12 protein-coding genes are annotated in these 13,973 nt (G+C 69.8%); 6 read left to right on the forward strand and 6 right to left on the reverse strand.

Features of this window, described 5'->3' with window-relative positions:
- Positions 1 to 292 precede the first annotated feature (292 nt).
- Positions 293 to 730 (forward strand): DUF2871 domain-containing protein, encoded by a 438-nt coding sequence (locus ACFWGD_RS12235; RefSeq protein ID WP_377778967.1) that lies wholly within the window; start codon positions 293 to 295, stop codon positions 728 to 730.
- A gap of 62 nt (positions 731 to 792) precedes the next feature.
- On the opposite strand, the gene ACFWGD_RS12240 is transcribed toward ACFWGD_RS12235, so the two are convergent.
- From ACFWGD_RS12240 to ACFWGD_RS12250, 3 genes are read right to left on the reverse strand one after another with little or no spacing between them, the layout of a single operon-like run.
- Positions 793 to 3,585 carry an ABC transporter permease gene (locus tag ACFWGD_RS12240; RefSeq protein ID WP_377778968.1) on the reverse strand — a complete coding sequence of 931 codons (2,793 nt, stop codon included), beginning with the start codon at positions 3,583 to 3,585 and terminating at the stop codon, positions 793 to 795.
- Complete coding sequence (locus ACFWGD_RS12245) at positions 3,582 to 4,325, reverse strand: ABC transporter ATP-binding protein (RefSeq protein ID WP_377778969.1); 744 nt, start codon at positions 4,323 to 4,325, stop codon at positions 3,582 to 3,584. Before ACFWGD_RS12245 ends, ACFWGD_RS12240 begins: the two co-directional genes overlap by 4 nt.
- Before the next feature lie 50 nt (positions 4,326 to 4,375).
- Complete coding sequence (locus ACFWGD_RS12250; RefSeq protein ID WP_377778970.1) at positions 4,376 to 5,368, reverse strand: pseudouridine synthase; 993 nt, start codon at positions 5,366 to 5,368, stop codon at positions 4,376 to 4,378.
- Between ACFWGD_RS12250 and ACFWGD_RS12255 the strand changes: the two genes are divergently transcribed.
- The 5 genes from ACFWGD_RS12255 to ACFWGD_RS12275 all read left to right on the forward strand — a co-directional run bounded on the left by ACFWGD_RS12255 (position 5,367) and on the right by ACFWGD_RS12275 (position 10,188).
- The gene (locus tag ACFWGD_RS12255; RefSeq protein ID WP_377778971.1) at positions 5,367 to 6,386 is read left to right on the forward strand and encodes an LLM class flavin-dependent oxidoreductase; all 1,020 of its coding nucleotides are present in this window, start codon (positions 5,367 to 5,369) and stop codon (positions 6,384 to 6,386) included. The two genes, ACFWGD_RS12250 and ACFWGD_RS12255, sit on opposite strands and share 2 nt — an antisense overlap.
- 111 nt (positions 6,387 to 6,497) lie before the next feature.
- Positions 6,498 to 7,400, forward strand: a complete 903-nt coding sequence (locus ACFWGD_RS12260; protein WP_377778972.1) for a universal stress protein — start codon at positions 6,498 to 6,500, stop codon at positions 7,398 to 7,400.
- 240 nt (positions 7,401 to 7,640) lie between these two features.
- Complete coding sequence (locus ACFWGD_RS12265) at positions 7,641 to 7,934, forward strand: GlsB/YeaQ/YmgE family stress response membrane protein (RefSeq protein ID WP_377778973.1); 294 nt, start codon at positions 7,641 to 7,643, stop codon at positions 7,932 to 7,934.
- 261 nt (positions 7,935 to 8,195) lie between these two features.
- Positions 8,196 to 9,176 carry a type IV toxin-antitoxin system AbiEi family antitoxin domain-containing protein gene (locus tag ACFWGD_RS12270; protein ID WP_377778974.1) on the forward strand — a complete coding sequence of 327 codons (981 nt, stop codon included), beginning with the start codon at positions 8,196 to 8,198 and terminating at the stop codon, positions 9,174 to 9,176.
- Positions 9,177 to 9,558: 382 nt separating this feature from the next.
- Positions 9,559 to 10,188: a TetR/AcrR family transcriptional regulator gene (locus ACFWGD_RS12275; RefSeq protein ID WP_377778975.1), complete on the forward strand. Its 630-nt coding sequence runs from the start codon at positions 9,559 to 9,561 to the stop codon at positions 10,186 to 10,188.
- Between the two features lie 23 nt (positions 10,189 to 10,211).
- Here the strand turns inward: ACFWGD_RS12275 and yidC are convergent, their stop codons facing one another.
- From yidC to ACFWGD_RS12290, 3 genes are all read right to left on the reverse strand, one after another.
- Positions 10,212 to 11,528, reverse strand: a complete 1,317-nt coding sequence (gene yidC, locus ACFWGD_RS12280) for a membrane protein insertase YidC (protein ID WP_377778976.1) — start codon at positions 11,526 to 11,528, stop codon at positions 10,212 to 10,214.
- Positions 11,529 to 11,610: 82 nt separating this feature from the next.
- Complete coding sequence (locus ACFWGD_RS12285; protein WP_377778977.1) at positions 11,611 to 11,964, reverse strand: Lsr2 family protein; 354 nt, start codon at positions 11,962 to 11,964, stop codon at positions 11,611 to 11,613.
- A gap of 303 nt (positions 11,965 to 12,267) precedes the next feature.
- Positions 12,268 to 13,956, reverse strand: a complete 1,689-nt coding sequence (locus ACFWGD_RS12290) for an alkaline phosphatase D family protein (protein WP_377778978.1) — start codon at positions 13,954 to 13,956, stop codon at positions 12,268 to 12,270.
- Positions 13,957 to 13,973 lie beyond the last annotated feature (17 nt).

Consider the following 13,973-nt stretch of genomic DNA (forward strand, 5'->3'; position numbering starts at 1 on the left):
CCGATGGTACTGCACCTGGGAGGGTGTGGGAGAGTAGGTCACCGCCGGCCAATAACATGGTTTCAAGGAGTGAGCCGTTGTTGGTGTCGTTCCCCTTTAGGGGGGTTCGGCACCGGCAACGGCTCATTTCTCATTTCAGGGGTGTCGCCGGGCGACCTGTGGGCGACTCCTGCGGTGCGTCCGCCGTCCCGTTGGACGGTGTCCGCGTCCCCCAACTATCGATTGACCCGGCATCGGGGTGAAAACCACTGGTGAATCGTCATTTCCGGGCCCGCGGCCTAAGGTCTGGAGCATGCGAAAGATCTACTACGCCGCCGCCACGTACCTCGGTCTCGGCCTCGTCGCCGGAGTCTTCTACCGCGAGTGGACGCGCTTCTTCGACGCCGTCGAAAGCTCTCAGCTCAACACCCTGCACACGCACTTGCTGGTGTTGGGCACGATGTTCTTCCTCATCGTCCTCGCGCTGGAGAAGCTGTTCCGGCTCTCGGCGCACAAGTCCTTCAACGCCTGGTTCATCGTCCACAACATCGCGCTCGTGTGGACCATCGGATTCATGGCGGCCAACGGCATCGTCCACACGATGGGCCACGCAGATGCGTGGGGCCCCATGTGGTCGGGCATGGCCGGCCTCGGGCACATTCTGCTGACGATCGCGTTCATCATGTTCTTCGTCATTTTGAGCAAGAGGATCCGCCGCGTCGAGATCGACGACGCCAAGGCCCGCGCATGAGAAGACCCGCCCCAGCTCATGTGAGCCGGGGCGGAGTTTTCCGGTTCTGCGGTACTCCCTTGCTACTCGTCGGCGATGGCCGCCAGCGGCGGCGTGTTCGCCGCGCGCCTCGCCGGCCACACCGCCGCCAGCACGCCGACGATCGCCGCCCCGAGCAACATGGTGCCGATCAAGCCCCACGGGACGACGATGGTGCCTATGCCTTCGTCGGCAAGCACGGTGAGCAGTGCCCATCCCAGGCCGAGGCCCAGGAGCGCGCCGACCACCGCACCGAAGATGGAGATCTGGACGGACTCCAGGCGCACCATCCGGCGGATGTCCGCGCGCTGCATGCCGACGGCGCGGAGCATGCCGATCTCCTGGCGGCGCTCGATGATCGACAGCGCGAGCGTGTTGACGATGCCCAGAATCGAGATCACCACCGCCAACCCCAGCAGCGCGTAGACGACGCCGAGCAGGGCGTCGATGGAGGAGGTGGCGACGCTGCCGAATTCCTCGCGATCCTGCACCTGGACCACGAGGTACGGCGACACCGCATCCTCGAGGGGGCCGCGGATCGACTGGACCGCGCCTTCGTCGATGTAGTCGTTGCGGTCGGCGGGGGAGGCGCCGTCGTCGATCGCCGCGGCCCGCGCGTCGGCGGCACCGCCCTCGACGCCGACGAAGACCTGCATCGGGGTGAGCATCGCGCGCGACGCCCCGGCCCGGTCGAGGATCGACGGTGACAGGGTGATGCCGGAATCGGCGTCGGTGTCGGCGTGGATGCCGGTGACCTCGGTCTCCAGGACGCCCATCGGCGTGACCAGGCCGACGGGGTGGCCGAGCTCCCAGCCGCGATCCTTCGCCGTGGACTCCGAGACGACCGCGCCGGCGTCGGGCGCCGCGAGATCCAGGGACCCCGCGACGGCCTGCGCCGAGTACCAGCGGCCGTAATCGCCGTCGAGGAAGGAGCCGCCGCCGGGGCCGCCCGGGCCTCCTGGGCCTCCCGGACCTCCGGATCCTCCGGGGCCGCCTTGTCCGGCCGCGCCGCCGTCGCCCCCGGCAGCGCCTCCGGGACCACCAGGACCACCCGGGCCGCCCGCACCGCCGGCACCGATGCCGACCTGCGCCGTGGCGACCGCCGCCGGGTCGGCCGCGTCGATGACCTGCACCGCGCCGAGGTACACGGTGGCGGTGTCGGTGACTCCGTCGACGTCGGCGACGGCGCCGCGCACGCCCTCGGGCATGGCCACGTGCGCCATCAGCGGCGGGCTGAGCACGTAGTCGGCGGCGAAGCTTTCGTCCATGAAGTCGTCGATGACGCCCTTCATCGTCGACCCGAGCATGCCAACGCTGGCCACCAGCGCCAGGCCCAGGGTCAGGGCGAATGCGGTGGCCGCGGTGCGCCGCGGGTTCCGGCGCGAGTTGGTGGACGCGAGCTTGCCGACGGCCTTGAACGGCGCACCGATGATCGTCCCGAGCCCTCCGACCAGCGGGATCGACAGCGCGGGGCCCGCCGTCCAGATCGCGGCGACGGCGGCGACGGCGCCGTATCCGACCAGGCGGGCGCGCGGCCCGGTGTCGCCGTCGGTCCACTGCAGCGCCCACCCGATGAGGCCCACGGCCAGCACTGCCAGCGCGGCGCCGGCCAGGGTGCGCATCTTGAGCTTTGGGTTGGACGACTGGTCGCCGGAGCGCATGGCCTCCACCGGCGGGATGGCGCCGGCGCGGGCGGCCGGGGCCCACGCGGCGAGGACGGTGATCAGCAGGCCCGCGGCCAGCGGCACGATGACGGCCGAGGGGGTGGCGGTGAGGCCGGAGCCGGGCATCTCGAAACCGAAGGCGCCCATGGCCAAGTACAGCAGCTGGGAGAGCCCGAAGCCGGCGGCGACGCCGAGCAGCGAACCGACGAGGCCGACGATGACCGCCTCCATGACCACCGAACCGGTGAGCTGTCGGCGCGACGCCCCCAGCGCGCGCAGCAGCGCGAACTCCTTGGTCCGCTGCGCCACGAGCATGGAGAACGTGTTGGAGATGATGAACGTGCCCACCAGCAGGCCGATGAGGCCGAAGGCGACGAGGAAGTAGTTGACGAAGCCCAGCGCCTGCGAGATCTGCTCGGAGTCGCGCTCGGCGAGGTCGGTGCCCGTCTGCACCTCGTAGTCGGGGAAGGCGCCGGCGACGCGGTCGCGCAGATCCTCCGGCGTGACCCCCTCGGCGGCGGCCAGCGTGACGCGGCCGACGTGCTCGCCGTCGGTGTAGAGCTCCATCCACCGCTCCAGCGGGAACAGCACGCCCATCCAGCCGGCGACGTCGCCGTCGAGCTCGTAGACGCCGGCGATGGTGACGTCGGCGCGGTCGGAGCCGGTGACCACGGTGACGCGGTCGCCGACGCCGACGCTGCCGCGCTCGGCGGCGGTGGCGTTGACGGCGACCTCGTCCGGGCCGCGCGGCGGGTTGCCCTCGGTGAAGGTGGCGGCGGGGCCGACGGAGTCGCCCTCGCCGTAGTACGGCAGGCCCTGGGCGGGCGCGCCGCCGGTCTGGATGGGCTTGCCGTCGGAGCCGGTCATGACGACGCTCGACGCCCGGGCGCCGACGTTGAGCGCGCCGACCCCGTCGACGGCTTCAATCTCGGCGGCCTGGGCACGGTTGATGCCCGGGGTGCCGGACTGGGCCTCGACGACGACGTCCATGCCGTCGTAGGCGGTGGCCAGCACGCCGTCGAAGGCCTTGTTCAGCGACGCGGTGAACACGAAGGCGCCGGAGATGAACGCGGTGCCCAGCACCACGGACAGGATGGTAAGGGCGAAGCGGACCTTGTGGGCGGCGAGGCTGCGCAGCGACAGCCGCCGCATGGTCTTCCCGGATGCGCTCACGACTGTTCCATGCGCGCCATGCGGTTGAGGATGGCGTCGGTGTCGGGGGAGTGGAGCTCGTCGACGACGCGGCCGTCGGCGAGGAAGATGACTCGGTCGGCGTAGCTGGCGGCCTTGGCGTCGTGGGTGACTATGACCACGGTCTGGCCGAGGTCGTCGACGGCGGTGCGCAGGATCTCCAGGACCTCGCGCGAGGCGTTGGAGTCGAGGTTGCCGGTGGGCTCGTCGCCGAAGACGATGTCGGGCCGGCCGACGAGGGCGCGGGCGCAGGCGACGCGCTGCTGCTGGCCGCCGGACAGCTCCGACGGGCGGTGCGTCAGGCGCCCGCCCAGGCCCAGCCGCGTGGTGATCGACTCGAACCACTCGCGGTCGACCTTCCGCCCGGCGATGTCGACGGGCAGGGTGATGTTCTCCTCGGCCGTCAGCGTGGGCACGAGGTTGAACGACTGGAAGACGAAGCCCAGGCGGTCGCGCCGCAGCGCGGTGATCTCCTTGTCGGACAGCCCCGACAGTTCGGTGTCCCCGATGCGGGCCTCGCCGGAGGTGGCGGAGTCGAGGCCGGCCATGCAGTGCATGAGGGTCGATTTGCCGGAGCCGGACGGCCCCATGATCGCGGTGAATTCGCCGCGGCCGAATTCGACGTCGACGGCGTCGAGGGCGACGACCGCGGTGTCGCCGTCGCCGTAGCGCTTGGTCAGGCCTGTGGCGCGGGCGGCCGGTTGTCTGGTGGGGGCGGGCATGGGTGACCTTCCGTGCGGGTGCGCGTGCTGCATCCCCTCCATTATGTCGGTTATCGCCGGGCCCCGTTCACCTCGCGAGTGCTGCGGAAGGTGCGCCGGCGGCCGGTGACGGGGTCGTCGAAGGCGACCTCGCGGCACAGCAGGTGCATGGGCCGGTCGGGGTCGTCGGCGCCGTCGGGCAGGACGTCGGGGTAGAGCGGGTCGCCGAGGATGGGGAACCCCAGGTCGTGCAGGTGCAGCCGCAGTTGATGCGTCCGTCCGGTCAGCGGCCGCAGGTGCCAGAGCGCGGTGCGGGGGGACGTGCCGTCGCAAAGCTCGATCGCCTCGACGACGGTCGTGGCGTTGGCCTCGCCGGCGATGGTGCGGGCCTGCAGGGTCCCGCGGATCTTCTCCTGCCGCGTGGCCAGCGTGAACGGTGCCCCGGGCAGGTCGCCGGGGCCGGGTGCGCGGGTCAGGGCGTCGTACCGCTTGACGACGGCCCCCGGTTCCGCGAACAGCTCCTGGTACGCCCCACGCAGCTCCGGGCGCGCGACGAAGACGAGGACGCCCGAGGTCAGGCGGTCGAGGCGGTGGGCGGGGATGAGGTCGGCGTCGCCGAGTTCGCGGCGCAGGCGGACCACCGCGGATTCGGTGACGTGGCGGCCGCGCGGCGTGGTGGCCAGGAACGGCGGCTTGTCCACGACGACGAGATCGCCGTCGCGGTGGATGATCGGCATCGGGCCGGCGATGGCCCGTTCCGGGGCGGGCAACCGGTAGAACCAGATGTCCGTGCCGGGCCGCAGCTCGGCGTCCGGGGGCAGGGGCCGGCCGTCGGGGCCGACGACGAGACCGTCGGCGAAGCGGGCGGCGATGGCCTCGGCGCCGTCGTCGGGGTGTCGGTGGGTCTGGCCCTCGACCGCGGCGGTGAGCAGCTCCAGCGCGGTGACCGGCGCATCCTCGGTCTGCGGCGCGCGGACGCGGGAGGGGTTGAGGCCGTCGCGGATGGGCAACGGGGCTGGGCGGCGACGGCGGGGCACGGTTGGGATCGTATACAACGAGTGCATGAGCCGAACCCGCGTGCCGCTGTCCGTCCTCGACCTGGTGCCCGTCTCGGCGGGGTCGACCGCCGCCGATGCCATCGCCGCGACGGTCGAGGCCGCGCGCACGGCCGAAGCCGCCGGCTACCGGCGGTTCTGGGTCGCCGAGCACCACAACACGCTCAACATCGCGTCGTCGGCCACGGCGGTGCTCATGGGGCACATCGCCGGGGCGACCAGCTCCATCCGCGTCGGCTCCGGCGGGATCATGCTGCCCAACCACGCGCCGCTGCGCGTCGCCGAGGACGTGGGCACCCTGGCCACCATCCACCCCGGCCGCATCGACCTGGGGCTCGGCCGCGCGCCGGGCACCGACCCCGCCACCGCCCGCGAGCTGCGGCGCGGGGCGTCCGACGTCGTCGACTTCGCCGCCGACATCCGCGACCTGATCAGGTACCTGGGCCCGGTGCGGCCGGAGGCGAAGATCGTCGCCTACCCCGGCCAGGCCACCAACGTGCCCATGTGGGTGCTCGGCTCGACCACCGCCGGGGCGTCGGTGGCGGCGGTGCTGGGCATGCCCTTCGCCGTCGCCTCGCACTTCGCGCCCCACCAACTGGAGGAATCGCTGGAGGTCTACCGCTCCTCGTTCAACGCCGATGCGCCCACCGCCACCGTCGGCGAACCCCGCGTCATGGTCGCCGCCAACGTCCTCGTCGCCGACACCGCGGAGCAGGCCCGCCGCGAATTCTCCGTCGTCGAGCAGATGTTCCTGTCCCTCGGCCGCGGCGGCGCCCGCAAGCCCCTGCCCGAACCCGTCGACCACCCCGAAGCCGGCGCCACCATGATCGAGTGGCAGCGCGTCCGCGCCATGCTGCGCTGCTCCTTCCACGGCACCGCCGGCGACGTCGCCGCAGCTCTCGACGATTTCGCCGCCGACACCGGCGCCGACGAGATCATCACCGTCACCTACTCCCACGACCCGGGGGTGCGCATCGGCTCGATTCATAAGCTCGGGGCCGCCTGGTACGGAGATTCGCCGAAATAGGTGCCGCCCGGCCGTCGTAAAGCAATCGAAACGGGGGTAACGTGGGTGGTGGACGAGCACAAGAGAGGCGGAAGCCGACAGCGGCCGCCGCCCGAAGAGGAGGGGGCAACCATGCCCAAACAAGACATCATCGTCTGCGCCGTCGACGGATCGGATGCGTCCAAGACCGCAGCAAAGTGGGCGGCCAACACCGCGGTGAAGCGGGGCATCCCGCTGCGCCTGGTCAGCAGCTACTCCATGCCGCAGTTCCTCTACGCGGAGGGCATGGTCCCCCCGCAGGAACTGTACGAGGACCTCGAGGCCGAGACCCTGGAGAAGATCGAGGAGGCCAAGAAGGTCGCCGTCGACTTCGTGCCCGGCGTCGACGTGTCGCACCAGATCGAAGAGGGCAGCCCCATCGACATGCTGCTCGACCTGTCCGAGCAGTGCACCATGATCGTCATGGGCTCGCGCGGCCTCGGCGGGCTCTCCGGCATGGTCATGGGATCCGTGTCGGCGGCCGTCGTGTCGCACGCCGCGTGCCCCGTCGTCGTCGTGCGCGAGGACAACCACGTCACCGAGGAGACCAAGTACGGTCCCGTCGTCGTCGGCGTGGACGGGTCGGGCGTGTCGCAGAAGGCCATCGAGAACGCCTTCAAGGAGGCCCAGGCCCGCGGCGCCGAGCTCATCGCCGTGCACACCTGGATGGACATGCAGGTCCAGGCATCGCTCGCCGGCCTGTCCGCCGCGCAGCAGCAGTGGCAGGTCGTCGAGGAGGAGCAGAACTCCCTGCTCGGCCAGCGCCTCGCCGGCTGGCAGGAGCGGTTCCCGGACGTCAAGGTGACCAAGCTGGTCACCCGCGACCGCCCCGTGCGCGCCCTGGCGGATGCGTCGGAGGGCGCCCAGCTGCTCGTCGTCGGCTCGCACGGTCGCGGCGGATTCAAGGGGATGCTGCTCGGCTCGACGTCGCGCGCGCTGCTGCAGGCCGCGCCGTGCCCGATGATGGTCGTCCGGCCCGACGAGCTGCCGAAGTAGGTTTTCGGCTCGGCGGGTTTTCGGCACCGATTCATCGGATGTGCAGCCCGTTGAGCCGGGATTCAAAAGTTTTTCGGTGACTGATCATCAGTCCCCCAAAACCAAGCCTGAACTGAGGAGATGCTCGGAGGAAGCGTAGGAAACCGTTCCCCAACCGTTAGCGTTCCGTTGCCGACTGGGGCGGGGCGTCACCTACAATGGTGAACGACGCTTTCTTCCCCAGCGAAAGGATTTACGATCATGACTGACACCCTGCTTCTCGCCGCCCAGAGCCCCAACCTCGGCTGGCTCGGCTGGATCATCATCGGTGGCCTCGCCGGCTGGATCGGTTCCAAGATCATGGGCACCGACGCTTCCATGGGTCTGCTGCTCAACATTATCGTCGGCATCATCGGCGGTTTCCTCGGCGGCTTCCTGCTCGGCCTTCTCGGCTTCGACGTCGAGGGCGGCGGGATGATCTTCAGCTTCATCACCTGCCTCGTCGGCGCGGTGATCCTGCTGTGGATCGTCGGCCTGGTGACCAAGCGCCGTTAAGAGCGCTTCCGCACCACGCGAGCGGCCCGGGCCCCTTCCTTCTGGAAGGGGCCCGGGCTTTTTCGTGCCCGTCCGCGCCGCCGGGCCGGCGCTCCTTCGTGCTTTGCGACGCCCATGCGCACCCCATGAGCGTCGCAAAGTACTACCACCGCCCCGCAAAACCCCAGGTCGCGGTTTTCCGGGCCCCGAAAATGTGCACTTTCATACCGCCCGACGCGCTTCGGCATGCGGAACCCGGCCACGGCTGCCATCCTCGATGCCATGGGGGGAACCGAAACGGGCGCAGCGCTGCCCGAATACGGCGCGACGCGCAGTGAACTGCTGGCCGCGGGGTGGACGGACCGGTCGATCAGGTCGGCGATCCGCGCCGGGCAGCTGGTCCGCATCGGGCGGGGTTGGTATTCGACGCCGGCGACGATCTGGCTGGCGAAGATGTCGCTGGTCATGCGGCTGAACCCGCAGGCGGTGTTCTCCCATCGCACGGCCGCGTGGCTGCACGGCTTCCGGCAGTCGCCGCCCACCGAACTCGACGTCATCGTTCCGCGGGAGGTGTCGCGGCTCCAGGGTGCGGTCGCGCATCGGCGGGATGCGAAGAACACCGTGGTCGCCACCGTCCACGGCTGGCGCGTGACCGGCGAGGCCCAGACGCTCGCCGACCTGATGGCCCCTTCGGAATGGGGCGCGGAGCTGGTGGCGACGATCGTCGACAAGCAATTCCCGAACGCCCGAGACCGCGCGGCGCTGCTCGCGCAGGCCCGGGAGCTGGCCCACCCGCGCGCCGGAGAGCTGGCGGAGCTGCTGGCCTGGGTGCCGGAGGGCGCGCGATCCCACGTCGAGCGGCGGCTGGCGCGGGCGCTGCAGCGGCTCGGGTTCGTCGTGGTGCTGAACTACGGCATCGGGCCGTACCGGTTCGACCTCGTCCATGTCGGGGCGCGGTTGATCATCGAGTTCGACTCGGAGAAGTACCACACCGACCTGCGCACGTTCCGCTACGACCGCGCGCGGCAGAACCTCGCCGTCCGTCGCGGATGGGGGTTCCTGCGGTACCACGATTATGACGTTGACCAGCGGTTCGACATCATCGTGGCGGAGATCGCCGCGACCATCCGCGAGCGGGAGGGCGGGGCGCGCGTCGAGTCGGACTGGGATCGCGTCGCGTGCTGGGAGCTTTACGACGACCTCCGCCAGAAGTCCGACGAGGATTTCGCCCGCGGAATGGGGCTGTTCGACGGCCGGGAGTAGTGAAGGGGGCGGGTGCTCGGCGTATGAAAGTGCACATTTCCGGGGCCCGGAAAAGCGCGACCTGGGGTTTTGCGGAGCGGTGGTAGTACTTTGCGACGCCTGCCGGCACCCGGACCACCGCCAAACCCCGACAGGGGCCGGATGGTGGGGTGCAGGGCGGCGGCGGTGAGGTGCGCGGGCGGGGTGTGGGTGGGGCGTGGGCGGTGGTGAGGCGGTGGTGAGGTGCGCGGGAGCTGGGCGAATCGGGCAAATCGGCGGGCCGACCATCCTCGGCGGCCCGGTGGCTGTAAACTCGGTCAAAAGCTCGATCTGCACTGACCAGTCTGACCATTGGCTGCAGTGGTGGTGCAGCGGGCAGGACGAGAAGGGACGGGTGCACGACGTGGCGGACGCGACGACCGGCAAGACGGCGCGGGGCGGCAAGGCCACGTCGCGGCGCCGCAACCGGCCGAGCCCCCGCGACCGGCTTCTGACGTCGGCCACGGAGCTGTTCACCAACGAGGGCATCCGCGTCATCGGCATCGACCGCGTGCTGCGCGAGGCCGACGTGGCCAAGGCCAGCCTGTATTCGCTGTTCGGGTCGAAAGACAAGCTGGTCATCGCGTACCTGGAGGACCTCGACCAGAAGTGGCGCGCCGCCTGGCAGACCCGCTCGGAGTCGCTGGATACGCCGGAGGAGAAGATCCTCGCCTTCTTCGACCAGTGCATCGCCGAGCAGCCCGCGATCGATTTCCGCGGCTCGCACTTCCAGAACGCCGCCTCGGAGTACCCGAACCCGGCGACGGAATCGGAAGAGGAAATCCGCGCCACCGTCGTCGCCCACCGCGCGTGGGTGTGGGACACGCTCCGCGAGCTGCTCGCCGCGAAGGCGTGTACGCAGGCGTCTCTGCACGCCAACATGCTGATGCTCTACCTCGACGGCGGTCTTGCCGGCGCGAAGATGTCCAAGGACCTCACGCCGCTGCAGACCGCCCGTGATCTTGCCAGGGACCTGGTCTACGCCGAGCACTGAGCGGATTTTGGCCCGCTCCGCCTCTACCGCCGCTTCGGCCCCTGCAATCGCTTCGCCCGCCGCGCCCCGCGCCGCTTGTCGTGCGCGTCCTTGGCCAGCGCCATGCGCACGGCGACCTTGCCGAGCCGCCCCACGACGCGGTCTTCCTGGCCATCATCGTGCACGGTCCGCCGCCAGGCCCCGTTGACGCTGGTCGCGCCGCCGAGGCTGGGCAGGTCGCCCTGCGAGTCGGCGCGCAGCAGCCGCGCGAGCTGCCGCGTCTGGTGGATCCGGAGCTGTTGCGCCCGCTCCTTGTCGGTCCCCGCCCTCGCGGCGGCGTCGCGCTGGGCGAGCAGGTCGCGGTGCGCGCGCCACAGTTCCTCGCGCTGCCCGGGCCGGCGGATGGTCCCGGCCAGTGCCCGCCACCTGGAGTGTCTGGCTTGACGACGCCCACTCGCCCGCTCCGAGCGGTCCTTCTTCCGGGAGTCGCGCACCTGATCCCGCAGCGCCTTGAACTCCGGGGTGAGGGGATGCCGGCGCTCGAGGATGATGGTGATGATGGCGTTCTGGCTCATGGTCCAGAGGTTGTTGCACACCCAGTAGACGATGATCGCCAGCGGCGCGGGGCCGAAGAAGCCGAACAGCAGCGGGAAGGCCACGGCGACGAAGGTCATGGTGACCAGGTATTTGTAGGTGCCGCGCATGAACCTCGAACCGTGGTCGAGGGTGCGGCGCAGCCGGTTGATGGAAATGGCCATGTTGATGCCGGTGAACGTCGCCGCCGCGAAAATCAGCGGGGCGCACACGGCGATGACGTCGGCGAACGTCGTGCCCAATTCGCCGAACTGCTGCTGCGGCATCGCCGGGTAGGCCGGCAGCGGAACGCCGGCGAACGTCGCCGCCGAAAACTCGCGGACCTCCTCGCCGCTGAGGAATCCGACGCCCTCGGTGACGTGGTCCGACCCATGGGCGCCCGCCCCGGCGATCCGGCGCAGCATCCGGAACAGTCCGATGAACACCGGTATTTGCACCAGCGGTGGAATTAACCCGGTCCATACGCTGATTCTGTGTTGCTGCCGGAGCTCCTGCACCGCCCATTTCTGGTACTTCGGCGCATTGGGGTCGACGCTGCGCGAGTACTTGCGGCGGATGGCGGCGAATTGGGGGCGCAGATTGACGGTCTTGCGGCCCATCAACAATTGCTTGTAGGCGATGGGCAAAAGCGCCAGCCGCACGGTGATCAACAGCAGGACCACCGACGCCGTCCACCCCGCCGACGCCGACACGCCCGGCACCGCGGCAACGGCCAGATGCCAGGCCTTGAGGATCCCCGAAATGATCACGACCAGGGGTTCCAGCAACGCGACCCATCCCCTTCCGGGTGCCCGTGACCCGCGAAACCGGCCCGGGCGGAACCGGGCCGGTCAAGCGGGAGTGCGTGGATTAGGAGTGCGAGGCCTCGTACTCGTCGATGATGGCCTTCGGCAGCGCGCCACGGTCGGCGACGTCCATGCCGCGTTCCTTGGCCCACTGGCGGATGATGCGGTTGCGCTCGCGCTGCTTGGTGGAGTTCGGGTTCGCGCCGCGGCGGGCGCGCGTCGCCGGCGCCGAATCGTCGACGTGCGCCTTGTCCACGTACGGGCGGATCATCTCGTCGAACTTGTCGGCATTGCCCGACGACAGATCGAGGTAGTAATTGCGCCCCTGGTAGCCGAAGCGGACGACCTTGACGTCCTCCGCCTTCAGCGCGGTGCCGTCGAGATCGTCGATGTACTGGATGACTTCCTTGCGGGCCATGATTCCCCTTTTCGAGTAGCCGATGGGCCTATGCCATCACGTGCGTAAATTGCGTCCAACTGTGAATTGTATACGAGATGAATGTCAATGCCCATCCCGGGGCGATCTCTTCGCCAAATCTCAGATAAATGTCGGTAAGGCGAGGCGTCGTCAAGCGAAAGCAGTTGTTCTTGCGAAAGTGAAATCAATCCGCTGAACTGCGGGATCTGCGGCATTCAATCGGTCCCGCACGGGCAATCGCACATGAAAAGCCCCGGACGTCAATTATGACGTCCGGGGCGGCAATCGGAGAAGGCCCGGCGGCTAGGCCGGGGAGACGCCCTCGCCGCGGCGCACGCGGTACTGCGCGGCGGAATACAGGGGCTGGCCGGGGACGGTCTTGTCCTCGACGAAGCGGTAATCGGCGACGATCTCGTCCGGGCGGACCACCACGCTGACGTAGCCGTGGTGGTCGAACTGGATCCAGTCGATGTAGCGGTTGGCCGCCATCAGCGCCTGCTCCGCCGTCTGCGAAATCGCGTTGCGCTGGGGGAGTTTGACGATGTCATCGATGTTCGACGCGCTGACCGACGGGCACACGATCTCCGCCGCGGCGACGCCATCGGCCGGGAAGCGGCCCGGGGTCACCGGCACGTTGCACGCCCACGAGGAGTGGATGTCGCCGGTGAGGAACACGACGTTGTCCAGGCCCTGCTCGGTCATCAGCTGGATCAGGCGGCGGCGCTCGGCGGCGTAACCGTCCCACTGGTCCGAGTTGTACGGCAGGCCGTCCTGCGGCATGCCCATCAGCTCCGTGATCGCGCCCGTGGTCTGCGGGTCCAGCGGCGGGATGAGCACCGGCGTGAACATGACCGAGTTGCCCACCAGGTTCCAGCTGGCGGTCGAGGTGGTCCACTTGCCGTGGAGGAAGCTCATCTGCTCCGAACCGAGCATGGTGCGGCCCGTGTCGTCGACGTCGCCGATCTTGACGAACTCCGGCGCCTTGTCGCGGTAGGTGCGCAGGTCGAGCATGGTGATCTCGGCCAGCGTGCCGTAGGTGAACGAGCGGTACAGGTGGCCGCCGGCGGAGAACGGCGTCGCGCGGACCGGCAGCCACTCGAGGTAGGCGCGGATCGCGGCGTCGCGGCGGGCGAGGTAGTCGCCCTCGGACTCGGGGGAGTGGTTCTCGGCGCCGGTGTCGTAGTTGTCGTTGGCGACCTCGTGGTCGTCCCACGTCACCAGCCACGGCTTGGCGGCGTGCGCGGCCTGCAGGTCGGCGTCGGTGCGGTAGTGGCCGTAGCGGCGGCGGTAGTCGGACAGCGAGACGATCTCGTGCGCCGGCTCGTGGTTGCGGATCGCGCCGGTCTTGCCGGTGTACTCGCCGCGCGGGTACTCGTACAGGTAGTCGCCGACGCACATGATCACGTCGACGTCCGGGTTGTCCGCCATGTCGCGGTAGGCGGAGAAGTACCCCGCCTCCCAGTTCGCGCAGGAGGTCAGGGCGATGCCGAGCTTGTCGGGCGTCGTGCCCGCGGCCGGCGCGGTGCGCGTGTGGCCGATGGGGGAGACCTGGCCGGCGAACTCGCCCTCGGCGACGGTGAACCGGAAGCTGTAGGCGGTGCCGGGGGTCAGGCCGGTCGCGTCGAGCTTGACGGTGTTGTCGTTGGCCGGCTCGGCGATGGCCTCGCCCGACAGGACGATGGTGCCGAAGGAATCGTCGGTGGCCACCTCGCAGAGCAGCTTGACGACGGTCCCGGCCTCCGCCCCGGGAACGTCGCCCGGGTGGGAGGTGGCGCGGGTCCACAGCAGGACGGCGTCCGGCAGCGGGTCGCCGGAAGCGACGCCGTGCTGGAAGACGGCGTGTTCCTGCACCGCTTCCTGCGCCGAGGCGGTGAAGCGGCCGGCGAGGGTCGTCGTGCCGGCGAGCGCCGCGGTGGCGGCGCCGGCCTTGAGCACGGTGCGGCGGGAGGCCGCCGGGGAGGATGCCCGGAAGGGGCCCGTCGAGGAAGTCATGCAGTACATGACACTTG

The organism is Corynebacterium sp. NPDC060344 (genome assembly GCF_042725215.1).
Taxonomy (GTDB): domain Bacteria; phylum Actinomycetota; class Actinomycetes; order Mycobacteriales; family Mycobacteriaceae; genus Corynebacterium.